Consider the following 14,025-nt stretch of genomic DNA (forward strand, 5'->3'; position numbering starts at 1 on the left):
GTGGTGCGGGGCCCGGCGGTGGCGGCCCGGGCCGGGCGGTCCCAGATCACCGAGCGCCGGCGACGTGCGGGTGTCGTACGGGTGGCGCGGCGCCGTACGGACCGCGAACAGCCCGCCGGCGGGGGGAGGTTGCGGCCGCGCCCGCGACGGCCTTTGGCACCGTCCCATCACGGTGGGTTCCGTCGCCGGCGCGCAAGGCGCCGTTCAACTGGCCGTCGCCGCCGGGCGGGATTCTGCACGACGTCACCGCGCCGCCCTGGCGCGGGCCCGTACGTTTGCGCACCGCTCGGCACGGCACCGCACCGCCCCGCACCGCCCCGCACCGCCCGGCACGACACCGCGCCGCCCCGCACCACCTGGCACGACACCGCACTGCCCCGCACTGCCCCGCACCGCACCCGCGTCAAGGAGTCTTGATGGCCGCACAGTTGGACCCGTCGCACCCTTCCGAGCCGTCGTCGCAGCAGCCCGGGGAGCAGGCGGCGGCGCAGGCACCGACCGGTCCGCGGATCGGCCGCCGGGCCGCGGTGGGCCTGCTCGGCACCGCCGGCGCCGCCGCCGTGGCCGCGCCGCTGCTGACCGCGGCGCCGGCCGCCGCCACGCCGGCGAGCAGCGCCACCGCGGGCGCCCCGGCGTTCCTGCCGTCGCCGGACGCGGGCGGCGCCCCGCCGGTTCAGGGCCTGCACCTGACGTTCGGCAAGGACCCGGCCACCCAGATGGTCGTCTCCTGGCTCACCGACGCCCCGGTGAAGCGGCCGCGGGTGATGTACGGCACCCTCGAACACGGCCTGGGCTCGGGCGTGGACGCGGTCACCCGCAGCTACGCCGACGGCAAGTCCGGCCGCAGGGTCTACGTCCACCACGCGGCGCTGAACCGGCTCTCCCCCGGCAAGCAGTACTTCTACGTCGTCTCGCACGACGGCGCCACTCCCGACAGCGGGACCTTCGCCACCGCGCCGCGCGGCCGCCGCCCGCTGACCTTCACCAGCTTCGGCGACCAGTCCGCGCCGCAGGTCACCTGGGCGTCGGACGGCAGCGTGGCGCTGGACGCCAACTCCACGCCCGCCACCAAGGACATCGTCACCGGCATCGAGCAGGTCGCGCCGCTGTTCCACCTGCTCAACGGCGACCTGTGCTACGCCAACCTGGACGTCGACCGGGTACGGACCTGGAACAACTTCTTCACCAACAACACCCGTTCGGCCCGCTTCCGGCCCTGGATGCCCGCCGCGGGCAACCACGAGATCGAGTCGGGCAACGGCGAGATCGGCCTGGGCGCCTACCAGACGTACTTCGCGCTGCCGTCGACCGAGACCGACGCCGAACTCGCGGGCCTGTGGTACGCGTTCACTGCCGGCTCGGTGCGGGTCATCGTGCTCCAGAACGACGACAACTGCCTCCAGGACGGCGGCGACCTCTACATCAGCGGCTACTCCGGTGGCCGCCAGCTCGCCTTCCTGGAGCGGGAGTTGAAGGCGGCGCGGGCGGACCGCGACATCGACTGGGTGGTCGTGGCCATGCACCAGGTGATGATCTCCTCCTCCGACGCCAACGGCGCCGACCTGGGCCTGCGCGCCAAGTACGGCCCGCTCTTCGACCGCTACCAGGTCGACCTCGTGGTCTGCGGGCACGAACACAACTATGAGCGGTCGCTCGCGGTGCGCGGGGTGGTCAGCGGCAGCGAGACCCTCACCCCGAACCCCGCCTCCACCCGCACCGACGACATCGACACGAGCCTGGGCACCGTGCACATGGTGCTCGGCGGCGGCGGGGTCTCCGGGACCACCAACCAGTCGTTCTTCAAGGACGGCACCGCGAAGGTGATCACCGCCGTGGCCGACAGCCGCCCCGAGGGCGGCAAGCGCGCGGCCACGTACGTCAAGGAGGAGGCGGTCTGGACGGGCGTGCGCGACATCGAGCACCCCTACGGCTTCGCGTCCTTCACCGTGGACCCGGGCCGCTTCGCGGGCGACACCACCCGGCTGCACGTCACGTACTACAACGTGGACAAGCCCGCCGGCGAGCTGTCGGTCTTCGAGCAGTTCACGCTGCACCGGCGCCGCTCGGACGGCTAGCCGCGGCCGGGCGGGCAGCCGCCCCGCCGTGCGCCGAACGGGGCGTGCCGCGCCCCGCCAGGCGGGTGGGGCGCGGGCGGCCGCACCCGGTGGGCTACGATCCGCCGAGTCCCCCCAAACCACGCAGGAGGCGCGACATGGCCGACAGCGAATACCGGGTCGAGATCGACGGTGCCCGGGTGCTCACCCCCCGGCTGCTGCTGCGGCCGTGGGAGGACGCCGACGCGGCGGGTGCCCTGGCGGTCTACGGCGCCGACGAGGTGACCCGCTGGCTCGCCCCGGCCATGCACCGCACCCCCGACGCCGAGGCGATGCGCGAACTGCTGGCCTGCTGGCGGGCGAACTGCGAGGAGCTGGACCCGCCGGCCGGCCGCTGGGCGGTCACCCGGCGCGACACCGGCGAACTGGTCGGCGGCGCGGCGCTGCTGCCGCTGCCCCCGTACGGCGTGGACCTGGAGGTCGGCTGGCAGCTCGCCCCGACCGCGTGGGGCGCGGGGTACGCCTCGGAGGCCGGGCACGCCGTCGCGCACTACGCCTTCGAGGCGGGCGTCGACGAGATCTTCGCGGTGGTGCGCCCGCGCAACGAGCGCGGCGCCGCGACCGCGCGGCGGGTGGGCATGGAGTGGGTCGGGGAGACCGAGAAGTACTACGACCTGCGGCTCCAGGTCTACCGGCTGCGCAAGGCCGAGTTCCCCCCGTCCCCGGCGCCGCACCCGGCCGACTAGCCGCGACCGCACGGCCGTACGGCCGGCCCGACCGCCTCAGGACCTTCCGCCTCACCGAGGCCCGCGTGCGCCTGCTGTCCCGACTCGCCGACCACGACCGGCACTTGGCCGGCCCTGCCGCCGAACTCGGTCTCACCCGGCCGGAGTCGGCCCAGCGCCTGCGGGGCGGCCGCGCCTCACCCGATCCGGCGGGCCAGTACCAGGCGGCAGCGCGGGCTGCCGTCGGGGCGCCGGCCGAACTCCTCCAGCGCCAGGGTGTTCACCTCGAAGCCCGCGGCCGCGAGGTCCGCCCGCACCGGCTCCAGCGGGAAGGTGCGGTAGTACATCACGAACGGCGGGCGCCACAGCGCGTTGCGCACCCGCATCGCGGCGTCGAAGCCGGCCAGCGCCCAGTACCAGGGTGAGCCGACCGGGGGCGGCGCGGCGACGGGGAAGGCGAACAGCGCGCCGGGGCGCAGCGCGCGGTGCACCCCGGCGAACAGCGCGGGCCGCTCGGCGGGCAGGAAGTGCCCGAACGCGCCGAAGCTGACGGCGAGGTCGAACTCCGTGTCGAACGGCAGCGCCCGCGCGTCGGCCCTGACCCAGCCGTGCTCGGGGTGGGCGGCGCGGGCGCGCTCCAGCATGCCGCGGCTGATGTCCGCGCCGGTGACGCCGTTGGGGCACAGCCCGGCCAGCACCCTGACGCCGGCGCCGGTGCCGCAGCACACGTCGAGCCCGGTGCGGAAGGGCCCGTACGGCCGCAGCGCCGCCGCGGTGGCGTCGAGGAAGCGGTCCGGGGTGCGGAAGGGCGTGTGGTCGAAGGCCGGTGCCAGCAGGTCGTACCCGTGCTCGACGGAGGACAGCGCCTGGACGGCCAGCTCGCGTACGGAGGGGCCTTGGGAGGAGAACACCCGGCCCACCCTAGAACCGGGTGCGGCGCGATGTGCGCGAGATCTCACCCGAACGAAACGGAACCGCCATTCCCGTTGACGTATGCTGGCTTTAGCGGAATCACAGTTCCGGATCTCCGCGCACACCTCCGAGCGCTGTCGCTCGTCCCGTTCTCCGTACGGCCCGGACCACCGCGTCCGCGCCGCCCCTTTTGCGTCCGTTAAGGAGTTCCATGGCGTCCGAAACCCGGCGCACCCCTCACCAGGTGACGTTCGCGGTGCTGGCGGCGAGCGTCAGCGCGTACGCACTGCTCCAGTCGCTGGTGACCCCGGTCCTGCCGACGATCCAGGAGTCGCTGCACACCTCGCAGAACACGGTCACCTGGGTCCTGACCGCGTATCTGCTCTCCGCGTCCATATTCACCCCGATCATGGGCCGGGTCGGGGACATCGTCGGCAAGAAGCCGGTCTTCGTGGCCACCCTGGTCGCGCTGGCCGCGGGCTCGCTGCTGGCCGCGCTGGCCACCAACGTCGGGGTGATGATCGTCGCCCGGGTGATCCAGGGCGTCGGCGGCGGCGTGCTGCCGCTGGCGTTCAGCATCGTCCGCGAGGAGTTCCCGCGCGAGAAGATGAGCGGCGCGGTCGGCGCGATCGCCTCGCTCGTCGCGGTCGGCGGCGGCCTGGGCATCGTGCTGGCCGGCCCGATCGTCAACGCGCTGGACTACCACTGGCTGTTCTGGCTGCCGATGATCCTCACCATCCTCACGGCGGTCGCCACGGTGCTGTTCGTACCGGCCAGCCGCACCCGTACCGAGGGCCGGATCAGCTGGGCGCCCGCGCTGCTGCTGTCGGCATGGCTGGTGGCGCTGCTGGTCGCGCTGAGCCAGGCGTCGGTGTGGGGCTGGGGCTCGGGCAAGGTGATCGGCCTGATCGTCGCCGCCGTGGTGCTGGCGGTCGCCTGGGTCGAGACCGAGCGCCGGTCGGCGACGCCGCTGATCGACATGAAGATGATGAGCCGTCCCGCGGTGTGGACCAACAACACCGTGGCCCTGCTCTTCGGCGTCGGCATGTACTCCGTCTTCGCCTTCCTCCCGGAGTTCGTGCAGACCCCCAAGTCCACCGGCTACGGCTTCGGTTCGACCATCACCCAGTCCGGGCTGATCCTGCTGCCGATGTCGGTGGCGATGTTCCTGGTGGGCCTGGGCGCCAACTCGCTGGCCGCCCGGATCGGCGGCAAGACCGTGGTGCTGCTCGGCTCGCTGATCAGCGCGGTGTCGATGGCGCTGCTCGCCTTCGCGCACGGCGCCACCTGGGAGCTGTACATCGCGACCGCGGTGATGGGCGTCGGCTTCGGCCTCGCCTTCGCGGCGATGTCCAGCCTGATCGTGAGCGCGGTCCCGGCCGAGCAGACCGGCGTGGCCAGCGGCATGAACGCCAACATCCGCACCATCGGCGGCTCGATCGGCGCCGCGCTGATGGCCAGCGTCGTGACCTCCAGCCCGGCGGCCGACGGCCTGCCCCGCGAGGCCGGCTACACCCACGGCTTCGCGATGCTCGGCGTCGCGCTGCTGGTCGGCGCGCTGGCCGCGCTGCTGATCCCGGTCTCCCGGCGCGGCACTCTGGTGGCCAGCTCCACCGAGGACAACGAGCCGGCGGGCACCGCGCTCACGGCCGTACCCGGCGGTACGGTCATGAGCGACACGTCGGAGTGAGGTCCGGCACCGGACACTCCGGTGCCGACCGCACCACAGGGGGGCCGGCACCGGGCAGGGCCGCACCGATCGGAAGTGGACGATGGCAGCGCACAAGGCGGGGCACGGCCCCGTAGCCGACAGCACCGGGCACGGCACGGGGCACGGTGCCGTGTGCGGTGAGCACCCGGCGCCGAAGGGCGCTGCCGACCCGACACCCGCCGGCGGCGCCGCCCCGCACCGCCCGATGCGGCGCGACGCCGCGCGCAACCACCAACTGGTGATCGCCGCGGCCCGCGAGGTGCTCACCGAGTACGGCACCGACGCCAGCATGGAGCTGATCGCCTCCCGCGCGGGCGTCGGCGTCGGCACCCTCTACCGGCGGTTCCCGAACAAGGAGGCGCTGGTCGACGAGATCGCCGGGCAGATGCTCGGCGAGCTGGTCGCCGAGGCGCGCAGCGCCCTGGCCCTGCCGGACGGCACCGGACTCGACGTGTTCATCGGGGTGTTCGGCCACTGGCTGAGCCTGCACCGCGGCTACGCCGACAAGCTGGTGGGCCGCACCGAGGCCGCCTGCGTGGAGCAGCTGCGCGACCTGATCGACCTGCTGCTCGACCAGGCCAAGGCGGCCGGGCGGGTCGCCGCGCACATCGAACTCGGCGACGTGATGGCCCTGGTGTGGGGGCTGCGCGGCGTGGTGGAGACCAGCGGCGCGGTCACCCCGGACGCCTGGCGGCGCTACGCCGACATCCACCTGGCGGGCCTGCGCGCCCACTCCCCCGCATCGGCCCGCCCCGCGGTGACCCGCGAGCAGCTCACCCGGATCAACGCCCAGGGCTGAACTCCCCCGCACCGCCCGCCCTGCCGGCTCCGCCCGACACCGCGGCGGCCCGGGCCCGTTCAGACCGGGCGGGCCAGGTGGAGCAGGCGGGGACGGTCGTCCCGGGCGGGTACGGGGGCGAAGCCCAGCCGCTCGTAGAGGGCGATCGCGCCCGTGCGCCAGTCCCACACCGACAGCCGCAGGGTGTGCACCCCGCGCGCGGCCGCCTCGGTGAGCGCGGCGCGCACCAAGGCCGCGGCGATCCCGCGGCCGCGGTACTCCGGGGCGGTCCACAGCCGCTTGATCTCGGCCGCACCGCCCACCGCGCCGGTCAGCACCAGGCAGCCGGGCACCGCGTCCCCGGCGACGGCCAGCAGCACCGTGTCGGCCGCGAACGCGGTCCACGGGTCGAGGACCTCCGCGCGGTAGCGCTCCGGCAGGTCGGCCACGTCGGTGACGGCCTCGCCCTTCTCCGCCTGCGTCTGGAGGTGGTAGGCGGCGAGCAGCCCGGCCGGGCCCTGGCCGTCGGCGAGGCCCGGGCCGGGCCAGCGCACGACGGTGGTGGCCGGCACGGCGGCCGAGGCCGGGGTGGCGGCGGTCGCTTCGGCCGGGGCCTGTTCGGCGGGGGTCTGTTCGGCGGCGGGCCGGGGGCGGTCGTTCATGCCCCCAGCCTCACACATCCGCAGGTCAGCGCGGCGCGGGGGTCAGCGGCGGGTGCCGCAGTCCGGGCAGAAGGCGGCGCCCGCCGGGAGCTGCGCGCTGCACGAGCCGCAGGTGTCCGGCTGGGCGAGCCGGTTGCCGCAGCCGGGGCAGAAGGCCGAGCCGTGGGTCTCGGCGCGGCACTGCGGGCAGACCAGCTGGCGCGGGGTGTTCACGTCGAACGACTGCCCGGCGGTCTGCCCGACGGCGTAGGCGCGCTCGGTCACCATGTCGTTGAGGCCGCGCTGCTGGGCGGCGAGCGCCTCGGCGGCGGTGTCGGGGGCGCAGGTCAGGCAGATGCCCTGCCCGGCGTTCCAGCAGCGGTTGCAGACGTAGCCGGTGCAGCGCGGACAGCGGTTGAAGTGCCCTTCCGCGGTGGATATCGCGCGCTGGAAGGCCGCGTCGCGGGCGGTGCCGTAGCCGGCGCCGGCCAGCCCGTCGGCCGCGGTGGACACGCCGCTGCCGGCCCGGCCGAGCATCCCCCAGGCCGCGTTGACCCCCTTGCCGACCCAACTGGCCATCCGGCCACCGGTGTACGGCACGAACGGCGAGCGCCACGTGTCGTAGCAGCGGTGGCAGGAGAACTCGAACTGGAACCCCGCACCCGTGCCCTGTTGCTCGCACAGATCACGGTAGTTGTTGCTGAAGTAGATCTCCGCGGTCACCGGTCGCCCTCCCCGAGCAGCCTCCGGCCGGGCCCCTGCCCGCCGGTCCTCCCCTACCGGCAACGGACGCCCCGTCCGCCGCTGCCGGTTCTGCGGGCCGGGTACGGCGCCGCAAGCACCCTGTATTTTCCCACATCCGGGCGCCCCCTTGGCGCTGCTGGGCACACCGCTGCGCCCCCGCGCTCCCCACGGTCACCACCCGGCACGCCCGCCCCGTTCCGCATCGCGGTCCGAACCGGCCGCGGCCGCCGTACGCCCGTGTCCCGGGTGTACGGCGGCCGCGTGCGGGGGCTGGCCGGGGCCGGCCCGTGGCGGGGTCAGCCCTGGCGGGCCTTGCTCCGCGGGTCCTTGCGGTTGATCACGTAGACCTTGCCGCGGCGGCGCACGACCTGGGCGCCCGGGCGGCCCTTCAGGGAGCGAAGCGAGTTGCGTACCTTCATGGTGGCGCCCTTCTGCTCGTAGTCTCTACGGTTGCAGGTGCGACAACCGCGGTGCCCGCGCGTTCATTCCGCGCGGGCGGGCGGTCCTCCAGGAGGGGACGGGCAGACATGACCGAAACACCGCAGGACCGCGACCGGCCGGGCGCCGACGAGGGCCCGGACTTCGACCGGCCGGGGTTCTCCAGCCCCGACTTCTCCAGTCCGGACTTCACCGGCCCCGGCGGCGACCGGATCGGCGACTTCACCCCGCCCGACTTCGAGGTGCCGCCCTTCGAGGGCCCCGACTACGAGGCCGAGGACGCCGACGAGCTGGTGCCCGAGGAGGCCGGGTTCTCCAGCCCCGGCTTCACCAGCCCCGACTTCACCAGCCCCGGCCCGATCGACGACCCCGACGACACCCACGGCACCCCCACCTCGCACTGACGCCCGGCCGCGCCCGGCCTCAACCGCCGGGCCGCACCGTCAGATCGGCGATCCGCGCGAGCATCGCGTCGAGTGCCGCCTCCAGCGGAGCCGTCTCGCGCCGGACCTGGGTGAGCAGCAGGCCGCCCTGGAGGGCGGCGAGGAGGGCGAGGGCGAGCCGGTCCGGGTCGGCGTCGCCGCGCAGCTCGCCGCGGTCGCGCATCGCGTGCAGGCCGGAGCGGATCGCCGCCTCCCACCGGGCGAAGCCGCCGACGAGGTCGGCGCGCGCCACCTCGTCGGTCTCGGCGAGCTCGCTGGCCAGCGACCCGATCGGGCAGCCGCCCTGGCAGTGCGCCTCGCGCTGGATGCCCACGACGAGGTCGCGCCAGGCGCGCAGCGCCTCCAGCGAGTCCAGGCTGCCCAGCAGCGGCTGCTGCGCGTCCAGCACGGCCTGGGTCTGGTGCGCGATCACCGCGCGGACCAGGGCGCTCTTGTCCGCGAAGTAGTGGTAGATCTGCGAGGTGCTGACCCCGGCGGCGGCCCGTACGTCGTCGGTGCTGGTGCCCGCCACGCCGTGCTCCAGCATCAGTCCGGCCGCGGCCGCCACGATCCGCCCGCGGGTGGCGGCGCCCTTGCGGGTCAGCTTCTGCGGCGCCGTCGGGTCGGACACGGGGGGCGAGTCGATGCTCATGCGTTCAGCGTAGGCCCTGCCCAGCGCTTCCTCCCGGCCCGCGGGGCGCCCGCCACGGAAAAACTGGAGTTGACACTCCAATCTTTGGGTGACAAGAATGGAGCCATCGCTCCAATATTCAGCGGCGGGCGATCACCCCCGGCGGCGCACCCGTGCCGCGCGGGCACACACACCCGCACCACGCACACCCCCACCACCGAAAAGGGCGGATCACCATGGAGTTCGAAGGCCGCAAGGCACTGGTCACCGGCGGCACCTCCGGCATCGGCCGGGAGATCGCCCGACAGCTCGCCGCGGGGGGCACCGAGGTCCTCGTCAGCGGCCGCGACGCGCAGCGCGGCGCGGCCACCGTCGCCGCGATCGAGGCCGCGGGCGGCAAGGCGCGCTTCTTCGCCGCCGACATGGCCGACCTCGACTCGGTCGGCCGGCTCGCCGAGCAGGCCGCCGACGTCGACATCCTGGTCAACAACGCGGGCGTCTTCGACTTCGCGCCGACCGGCGAGCAGTCCGTGGCGTCCTACGACGCGATGTTCCAGGTCAACGTGCGGGCGCTGTACTTCCTGACCGCCGCGATCGCGCCGCGGATGGCCGAGCGCGGCGACGGCAGCGTGGTCAACATCAGCACGATGGCCGCGACCGTGGCGCTGCCCGGCGGGTCCGTCTACAGCGCGACCAAGGCCGCCGTGAACTCGCTGACCCGCACCTGGGCGGCGGAGTTCGGCACCTCCGGGGTCCGCGTGAACAGCGTCTCCCCCGGCCCGACCCTCACCGAGAGCGCCCCGCTGGAGATGGTCGACACGCTCGGCGCCACCACGCTCCTCAAGCGCCACGCGAGCACCGCGGAGATCGCCGCCGCGGTGGTCTTCCTCGCCTCGCCCCGGGCCGCGTACGTCACCGGCGCGACGGTGCCGGTCGACGGCGGGCGCGCCGTCGCGTGACGCCCCGCGCGCCCGCGGCCCGGCGCGGCCCGGCGGCCGGTCAGCCCGGCGCGGGGGCGGGCGGGGAGAGGGTGCGGGCCGCGGTGCGGTGGACGGCGTCGGCGACGGCCGCCAGGTCGGGCGAGTCGAGCTTCCACTGCTGCCAGTACAGCGGGACGTCCACCGGGCGGCGGGCGGCCAGCTCCACGAGGGTGCCCGCCGCGAGGTGCGGGCCGGCCTGCGCCTCGGGGATCATGCCCCAGCCGAGCCCGGCGGCGACCGCGGCGAGGAACGCCTCGGACGAGGGCATGCAGTGCCGGGCGCGCGTCGCGGCGGTCAGGCGCGCGGAGCCGGCCGCCCGCCGCGGGGCGAGCAGGTCCAGGAACCGGTCCTGCAACTCGTCCTTGCGGTCGAAGACGATCGCGGGCGCGGCCGGCAGCGCCTCGCGCAGCGGGCGGCCGGCCAGCCGGCGGGCGACGAACCGCGGCGCGGCCATCGCCCGGTAGCGCATCCGGCCCAGCGCCCGCACCGAGCAGCCCTGCACCGCCAGCGGGGAGGAGGTCACCGCGGCCATCACCCGGCCCTGGCGCAGCAGTGCCGCGGTGTGGTCCTCGTCGTCGCGGTGCAGGTCGAACAGGATGCCGCGGTCGGCGGCGGCGTCCACGAGCGCGGGCAGGAACCACGTCGCGAGCGAGTCCGCGTTGACCGCGATCGGCAGGGTGGCCGGACCGAGCGCGTCGTCGAGGCCGAGTTCGGCGCCCGCGTCCTGCTCCAGCCGCGCGAGCTGCCGCCCGTAGCGGATGAGCACCTCGCCGGACGCGGTGGGCCGCACCGGCTTCGTCCGCAGCAGCAGCACCCGCCCGGTGCGCTGCTCCAGTGCCTTGACCCGCTGGCTCACCGCCGACGGCGTGACGTGCAGGGCCTCGGCGGCCGCCTCGAAGGTGCCCTCGTCCACGGCGGCGAGCAGCGTGCGCACCTGGTCCAGCGGCAGCCCGTCCACCGTCGCCGCGCCCCTTTCCCGCACCGCCCGCCGGGTCCTTCCGAGCACAGGCGGCACACCTTAAGTGTTGCTCATGCTACCTAAGAATCATTAGCTGGCCTGAAAGATCACCCCGCTCCTAGCCTCGGGGCATGCACGCAGCTCTCCTCGCCGTCCTGGCGGGCCTCGGCACCGGTCTGTCCCTGCTGGTGGTCATCGGCGCCCAGAACGCGTTCGTGCTGCGCCAGGGCATCCTGCGGCAGCACGTGCCCGCGGTGGTCGTGATCTGCGCCGTCTCCGACCTGCTGCTGATCTCGGCGGGCGTCGGCGGCATCGGCACGGTCGTACGGCGCTGGCCGACCGCCCTGACGGTCACCGCGTGGGCCGGCGCGGCGTTCCTGGTGGCGTACGGGGTGCTGGCCGCCCGCCGGGCCCTGCGCCCGCAGCAGCTGACCGCGGCCGAGGGCGCCGGCGCCTCCGCCCGCACCGCCGTCCTGACCTGCCTGGCGATGACCTGGCTCAACCCGCACGTCTACCTGGACACGGTGCTGCTGGTCGGCTCGGTCGCCAACAGCTACGGCCACGCGCGGTGGCTGTTCGGGGCGGGCGCGGCGGCGGCGAGCACGCTGTGGTTCACCGGGCTCGGCTTCGGCGCGCGGCTGCTGCGCCGCCCCTTCGCCCGGCCCGGGTCGTGGCAGGTGCTGGACGCGGTGATCGCGGTGACGATGGTGTGCATGGGCGTGCTGATGGCGACCCGGGCCTGACCGCGCGGCGGCTGTGCCGTACGCGGCGGGCCCGTGCCGTACGCGGAGGCCCATACCGTACGCGGCGGGCTTCCGCACCGTACGCGGGCCCGCTCAGTGCAGCAGCCGGCCGCGCGGCAGGGCGCCGCGGCTGGGGCCCTGCCGGATCGGGCGGAAGCCGATCACGGCGGCGTCGTCGCGGCGGCTGCCGGCGCCCGACAGCATCTGGGCGCAGATCTGCGCGAGCGTCAGCCCGTCCGCGCGGGCGGCCTGCGCGGTCGCGGCGAGCGCGGCCATGCCCTGGCCGAGGTCGGTGCCGGGCACCTCGATCAGGCCGTCGGTGTACAGCAGCAGGGTGTCGCCGCTGTCGAGTTCGTGGTGCCAGGTGGCGCGGGGCGCGTCGGGCGCCACGCACAGCGGCAGGTCGGGGCCGTCGCCCAGCAGGTAGCGCGGCTCGCCGGCCGCGGGCAGCAGCAGGGGCGGCGGGTGCCCGGCGTTGGACCACGCGAGGTGCCAGCGGCCGTCGGACCGCGGCGCCAGGTTGGCGTGCACCACCGTGACCAGCGGCGCGATCCGCAGCCCGTCCACCACCCGGTCGAGCTGGGCGAGGCTCTCGGCCGGGCCGCCCGGGTGCTCCTGGTCGTAGGCGATCACCCGCAGCATGCTGCGCAGCTGGCTCATCGAGGTGGCGGCGTCCAGGTCGTGCCCGGCGATGTCGCCGATGGTCAGGGCCACGGTGCCGTCGGGCAACAGCAGCGCGTCGTACCAGTCGCCGCCGACCTCGGCGGTCTTGCTCGCGGGCTGGTAGTGCGCGGCCAGCTCCGCGCCGGGCACCACCGGGGTCGCGGTGAGCAGCGCGCGCTGGAGGGTGAGCGCGGTGTGCCGGGTGCGCTGCAGCTCCACCGCCTGCCGCAGCGGTTCGCGCGCCTGGTACAGGATCTCCCGCAGCAGCGCCCGGTCCGCGGCGCCGGGCGGCGGGCTGTCGGCGCAGCTGGCCGCGCAGGCGAACGCGACCACGGCCGAGTCGATCACGATCGGCACCATGGTCAGGCTGGTGGCGCGCGCCTCGCGCAGCCACCGCCGGGACATCTCCGACAGCACGCTGTCGGGCGGGTCGCCGGTGGGGAAGGTGATCAGCCGGGGGCGGCGGCTCTCGATGACCTGCTGGGCGGCCTGGCCGACGAGGTAGGGCCGGTTGCTCAGCGGGGGCAGGGCCGGCAGTCCGGCGCGGGCGGTGGTGGCGACCCGGACCGCGGTGAGCGGGCCGCCGACGCCGGCCGCGGGCAGCATGAAGACCGCGCACGCGTCGGTCAGCTCCGGCACGACCGCGGCGGCCACGGCGGCGAACGCGTCCGGCACGTCGTCGGCGGTGGTGACCGTGGTGACCCGGGCGAGCAGCCGCTCGCGCAGCCGGTTGCGCCACTGGTCCTCGATGTCGGCGGTCGCGCCGATCCACTCCACCAGTTCCCCGCCGCGCTCGACCGGCACCGCCCGGGACTGCACGTGCCGGTACTCCCCGGTGGCGGTGCGCATCCGGAAGGTGCACTCGAAGCGCGCGCGGCCCTCGGCCGCCTCGTTCCAGGTCCGCACCAGCCGCTGCCGGTCGTGCGGGTGCACCGCGGCCATCCACTCCTGGTCGATCACCGGCCGCCACGGGATGCCGGTGAACTCCTCGAAGCCGCCGACCAGTTCGACGATCTCGCCGTTCGGCTTCATCAGCCACACGATCTGGGTGACCGCGGACATCAGCGCCTCGTACCGCTGGAGCGCCTTCTGCCGCTGCTCGGAGAGCAGTTGCGCGGCCTCGACCGCCTCCACCTGCGGGGTGGTGTCCACCGCCACGGCCAGCACCCCCGCGCCGAACCGGGAGACCACCGGCGAGCAGCTGTAGACGAAGTGCCGGCGGCCGGGCGCGCCGGGCGCGGTGCCCTCGGTGGTGCGGGTCTCGGTGACCTGCCGGGCGGCGCGGTCGAGGTGGACCTGGTCGAGCATCTTCAGGAAGCGGGCGGCATTGGGCTCGGTGAACACCTCGGCGGCGGGCGCGCCCAGCTGCCGCGGGCCGAACAGGGCGCGGAAGGCCTCGTTGACGTAGACCAGCCGGTGGTCCTCGCCCGCGGTGATCGCGACGGCCACGATGGCCCGGTCGAACACCTCGGGTTCGAGTTCGGGCACGCCGGGGCCCGCGCCGATCCGCCTCATGCTCCGATCATCGCGCGCCGCGGCCCGCCGGGCGCGTCGAACGCGCCGCGCGTTCGTACATCTGACCGATTTCGGGGGCCGCGGGCTTCCGGCGGGCCACGGCGCGCCGG

At 75.0% G+C, this 14,025-nt stretch carries 14 protein-coding genes; 7 read left to right on the forward strand and 7 right to left on the reverse strand.

Annotation, left to right across the window (positions count from 1 at the left end; genetic code table 11):
* Nucleotides 1–416: 416 nt before the first annotated feature.
* Together AC3EVP_RS08985 and AC3EVP_RS08990 are read left to right on the forward strand one after the other, a co-directional pair.
* Complete coding sequence (locus AC3EVP_RS08985; protein ID WP_435127922.1) at nt 417–2,075, forward strand: purple acid phosphatase family protein; 1,659 nt, start codon at nt 417–419, stop codon at nt 2,073–2,075.
* Between the two features lie 137 nt (nt 2,076–2,212).
* Nucleotides 2,213–2,800: a GNAT family N-acetyltransferase gene (locus AC3EVP_RS08990; RefSeq protein ID WP_335980874.1), complete on the forward strand. Its 588-nt coding sequence runs from the start codon at nt 2,213–2,215 to the stop codon at nt 2,798–2,800.
* A gap of 176 nt (nt 2,801–2,976) precedes the next feature.
* On the opposite strand, the gene AC3EVP_RS08995 is transcribed toward AC3EVP_RS08990, so the two are convergent.
* The gene (locus AC3EVP_RS08995) at nt 2,977–3,690 is read right to left on the reverse strand and encodes a class I SAM-dependent methyltransferase (RefSeq protein WP_435127925.1); all 714 of its coding nucleotides are present in this window, start codon (nt 3,688–3,690) and stop codon (nt 2,977–2,979) included.
* Nucleotides 3,691–3,902: 212 nt separating this feature from the next.
* On the opposite strand from AC3EVP_RS08995, the gene AC3EVP_RS09000 reads away from it, so the two are divergent.
* Nucleotides 3,903–5,381, forward strand: a complete 1,479-nt coding sequence (locus AC3EVP_RS09000) for an MFS transporter (protein WP_435127927.1) — start codon at nt 3,903–3,905, stop codon at nt 5,379–5,381.
* 82 nt (nt 5,382–5,463) lie between these two features.
* A complete protein-coding gene (locus tag AC3EVP_RS09005) occupies nt 5,464–6,201 on the forward strand; it encodes a TetR/AcrR family transcriptional regulator (RefSeq protein ID WP_435127929.1) in 738 nt (245 codons plus the stop codon).
* A 59-nt stretch (nt 6,202–6,260) separates the two neighbouring features.
* Here AC3EVP_RS09005 and AC3EVP_RS09010 read toward each other — a convergent pair whose 3' ends face one another.
* From AC3EVP_RS09010 to ykgO, 3 genes are all read right to left on the reverse strand, one after another.
* Nucleotides 6,261–6,842: a GNAT family N-acetyltransferase gene (locus tag AC3EVP_RS09010; RefSeq protein WP_435127931.1), complete on the reverse strand. Its 582-nt coding sequence runs from the start codon at nt 6,840–6,842 to the stop codon at nt 6,261–6,263.
* Nucleotides 6,843–6,884: 42 nt separating this feature from the next.
* The gene (locus AC3EVP_RS09015; protein ID WP_335980883.1) at nt 6,885–7,544 is read right to left on the reverse strand and encodes a zinc ribbon domain-containing protein; all 660 of its coding nucleotides are present in this window, start codon (nt 7,542–7,544) and stop codon (nt 6,885–6,887) included.
* 317 nt (nt 7,545–7,861) lie between these two features.
* Nucleotides 7,862–7,984: a type B 50S ribosomal protein L36 gene (gene ykgO / locus AC3EVP_RS09020; RefSeq protein WP_335980885.1), complete on the reverse strand. Its 123-nt coding sequence runs from the start codon at nt 7,982–7,984 to the stop codon at nt 7,862–7,864.
* A gap of 108 nt (nt 7,985–8,092) precedes the next feature.
* On the opposite strand from ykgO, the gene AC3EVP_RS09025 reads away from it, so the two are divergent.
* Complete coding sequence (locus AC3EVP_RS09025; protein WP_435127934.1) at nt 8,093–8,407, forward strand: hypothetical protein; 315 nt, start codon at nt 8,093–8,095, stop codon at nt 8,405–8,407.
* A 19-nt stretch (nt 8,408–8,426) separates the two neighbouring features.
* Here the strand turns inward: AC3EVP_RS09025 and AC3EVP_RS09030 are convergent, their stop codons facing one another.
* Nucleotides 8,427–9,077: a TetR/AcrR family transcriptional regulator gene (locus tag AC3EVP_RS09030; protein ID WP_435127936.1), complete on the reverse strand. Its 651-nt coding sequence runs from the start codon at nt 9,075–9,077 to the stop codon at nt 8,427–8,429.
* Nucleotides 9,078–9,292: 215 nt separating this feature from the next.
* On the opposite strand from AC3EVP_RS09030, the gene AC3EVP_RS09035 reads away from it, so the two are divergent.
* Nucleotides 9,293–10,015, forward strand: a complete 723-nt coding sequence (locus AC3EVP_RS09035; protein WP_435127938.1) for an SDR family NAD(P)-dependent oxidoreductase — start codon at nt 9,293–9,295, stop codon at nt 10,013–10,015.
* Between the two features lie 40 nt (nt 10,016–10,055).
* Here the strand turns inward: AC3EVP_RS09035 and AC3EVP_RS09040 are convergent, their stop codons facing one another.
* Nucleotides 10,056–11,042, reverse strand: coding sequence for a LysR family transcriptional regulator ArgP (locus tag AC3EVP_RS09040; RefSeq protein WP_435127940.1), 987 nt, complete (start codon nt 11,040–11,042; stop codon nt 10,056–10,058).
* 83 nt (nt 11,043–11,125) lie between these two features.
* Here AC3EVP_RS09040 and AC3EVP_RS09045 point away from each other — a divergent pair, with 83 nt between their 5' ends.
* Complete coding sequence (locus tag AC3EVP_RS09045) at nt 11,126–11,737, forward strand: LysE/ArgO family amino acid transporter (protein WP_335980890.1); 612 nt, start codon at nt 11,126–11,128, stop codon at nt 11,735–11,737.
* A gap of 93 nt (nt 11,738–11,830) precedes the next feature.
* Here AC3EVP_RS09045 and AC3EVP_RS09050 read toward each other — a convergent pair whose 3' ends face one another.
* Nucleotides 11,831–13,915, reverse strand: a complete 2,085-nt coding sequence (locus AC3EVP_RS09050; protein WP_435127942.1) for a SpoIIE family protein phosphatase — start codon at nt 13,913–13,915, stop codon at nt 11,831–11,833.
* Nucleotides 13,916–14,025: the final 110 nt, after the last annotated feature.

It is taken from the genome of Actinacidiphila sp. bgisy144 (assembly GCF_057708105.1).